Annotated in this window: 1 protein-coding gene and 1 pseudogene; both read right to left on the bottom strand. The window is 35.0% G+C overall.

Annotated elements, in window-relative coordinates; all coding sequences use genetic code 11:
* Positions 1 to 20: 20 nt before the first annotated feature.
* Positions 21 to 320: pseudogene (locus tag EZH24_RS09080) on the bottom strand (tRNA-guanine transglycosylase); the annotation flags it as partial.
* Between the two features lie 197 nt (positions 321 to 517).
* Positions 518 to 3,016, bottom strand: a complete 2,499-nt coding sequence (gene feoB, locus EZH24_RS09075) for a ferrous iron transport protein B (RefSeq protein WP_137998841.1) — start codon at positions 3,014 to 3,016, stop codon at positions 518 to 520.
* Between the last annotated feature and the right edge of the window lie 190 nt (positions 3,017 to 3,206).

Raw genomic sequence — 3,206 nt, 5'->3', positions numbered from 1 at the left:
TTATAACTTTATTCATTGCCAAAGATAGCAAAGCCTCCCGAGTCGGTAAGCATAGCTCCTTTCCAACCCATGAATTTTTTAACTCCGCCAAATTTTTTTATGACATCCAAACTCGGTTTAAGAACCAAATGATAAGTATTTGCGAGTATTATTTTGCTTTCCGTTTCTTCTATCATAGCGGGAGTTAGAGCCTTTACTGTCGCTTTAGTTCCAACGGGCATAAAAACGGGAGTGTCGATTTCTATTCCGTTAATTTCTATTTTTCCCAATCTTGCATTAGAGGAAGAAGACGATTTTAAAACCTTAAAAGAAAAAGACATATTAAACCTTTTATTAAAAATTTAATTAAAAATTTATTTAAAATTAAAATAAAATATTTTTTAAAATATAATTTAAAATACATTTTATATAAAAATTGATAAATATCAAATCTTTTATTTACTAATTAAAATTTAAAATAAAAAGCCCAAGCATGAAACTTGAGCTTTTATTATATATTATTTTACTTACTTTTTATTTATATAATCCCCGTTATTCTTCCCGCTACTTGATAGAATATAAAACTTACAACCCAAGCGACAATAAGAGTGTAAACCACAATAAACGGTATCCATTTATTTCCAATTTCCGCTCCCATAACTCCGATTGCGGCAAAACAAGGAAAATAAAGCAGAACGAACAACATCAAACCGTAAACGACAACCCAATTGCTAAATACGGGGTCATTTTGCAAAGATTCTTCCAAAGTCGATGTGTCCTCTTCGTCAAATTCTATAGCCTTGATTTGCGCTATAGTCGAAACCAATACCTCTTTAGCCGCTCCGCCAGCAACCAAAGCTATTCCTATTCTCCAATCGAATCCTAAAGGTTTTATAATAGGTTCTATGAATTTTCCTATTTGTCCTCCGTAAGTTCTCTCTAAGGTTTCGGCGGACACAAGTTTTTCGTATTCCGTATTAATTACCTCTTCGTCTTCAATATCCAAACCTTCTTCTGTCGCTATAGCTACGGCTTGTTCTCTTAACGCCAATTCTTCTTGTTCGTTTGGCTCGTATTGAGGGAAAGTCATAAGCGCCCATACTATTACGGATGCGGCAAATACATAAGTTCCCGCTTTCTTTATATACATCCATCCTCTGTCGAACATATGTCTTAAAATCGCTTTCGGTCTTGGAACTCTATAAGGAGGAAGTTCCATAACGAATGGAGTTTCTTCGCCTTTGAATAAAGCTTTTCTCAATACAAACGCCACGATAAATCCGATTATAACGCCGATTATATATATACTAAACATAACCGTAGGAGCGTTATTTGGGAAGAAAGCAGCCGTAAATAAAACATAAACTGGCACTCTCGCTCCGCAACTCATAAATGTAGTTATTAAAACCGTCACTATTCTATCTTTTTTATTTCTTAAAGTTCGAGCCGCCATAGTCGCTGGAATACTGCAACCGAATCCCAAGAAAAGAGGAATAAAAGATTGTCCATGCAAGCCCAATCTATGCATTACTTTATCCATCAAGAAAGCCGCCCTCGCCATATAACCGCAATCTTCCAAAAATGAAATTCCCACAAACAATATAAGAACCAACGGGAAGAAAGATAAAATAGCTCCGACTCCGCCGATAACTCCGTCAACGACTAAAGATTGAATCAAACTTCCTTCTGGCAATAATCCTCCGACAAAATCGGATATCAAACCTATTCCGCTTTCTATCCATCCTTGAGGATAAGCGCCGAGAGTAAATGTGAGATAAAATATCAGCCAAATAACCGCCAAAAATATTGGAATGCCGAGCCATTTATTTAAGAATACGACATCCGCAGCTTCGGTAAAATTGAAAGCTCTTATATTGTCTTTTTTAACCGCTTCTTGCAAAGCTCCTCTTATATAAGAATATCTTTTATCAGCCATAATAGAATCGGATTTCGCGTTTTCGGAAGATTCCAATTTTATTATTTCTTTATTAACCGTTTCTATTACTTCGCCACCGTTCGAGCATTCTCTCCTTATCGAATGAATAGCTCTTTCGTCTTTTTCCAAAGTTTTAATCGCAAGCCATCTTTTATGCAAATCGCTTATATCTCCTTGCATATTGTCGGTTATCGTTTTAATCGATTTTTCTACCGTCTCGCCGTATTGCATTGCGGCGTCTTTATCCAATTTGTTTCCAGATTTATACATATCTTCAATTTTATCCAAAATGAGCAAGACGCTTTCGTATTTGCTTCCGTAAATTTTTAGAACGGGCAATTTCAAAAGTTCGGTAAGAGATTTTTCGTTTATCTTGATTCCGTCCTTTTCGGCAAACTCATACATATTAAGAACGCATACAATCGGAATTCCCAATTCTATTAATTGCAAAGTCAAATAAAGATTCCTTTCCAAATTCGTAGCGTCTATAACATCGATTATAAAATCTGGTTTTTCGTTTAGCAAAACATCGCAAGCTACGACTTCGTCTTGAGAGTAGGCGCTTAAACTATAAACGCCGGGCAAGTCAATCAAATCGTAAGTATAGCCGTTATAAACCATATCTTTTTCTCTTCTTTCAACCGTAACGCCCGGATAATTTGCCACTTTATAATTCGCTCCCGTAAGTGCGTTGAATATTGTAGTTTTTCCGCAGTTTGGATTTCCAGCTATCGCGACTTTTAATTTTGTGTTGTTTGAAGGAACTTTAGTTTTTTTGTGAATGTCTTCTCTGTTTTCGATTAGATTTAAATCCAATTCTTGTTTTTCTTTTTTCGTATCGGATGATTTTAAAATTCTGTCTTTTTTAATTTCCACTTCCGATTTTGAAACTTCGATTCCTTTGGCTTCGGAATTTCTTAAAGATATTTCATAGTCCATTATATGAACTTCGATTGGGTCTCCGAGAGGCGCTTTTCTGACAATCCAGCCTTTTGCCCCAGGCGTGAAACCCATTTCGATTATCCTCTGCCTAATCTCTCCTTCCGTAGCGACTTTGTCTACTACGAAACCCTCTTCTATTTCTAACTCTGTTAGCTTCATGATATACTCCTGTTAATTAAATTATACAAATATATTGTTTGTATATTCTAACAATAAATAAGATATTTGTCAATAGTTTAAATAAAAAAAATTTAGTTATCGGAAATAATTATTATTATGTATTTGTATTTTTAATGTTTACTCTTGGGAAGAAGATTTTTTCACGGGAACAATATAAGTAAAATCGAAT

Origin of the sequence: Brachyspira catarrhinii, assembly GCF_005518285.1 — a bacterium.
GTDB classification, from domain to species: Bacteria; Spirochaetota; Brachyspiria; order Brachyspirales; family Brachyspiraceae; genus Brachyspira; species Brachyspira catarrhinii.
This window is presented reverse-complemented; position numbering and strand designations above follow the sequence as displayed.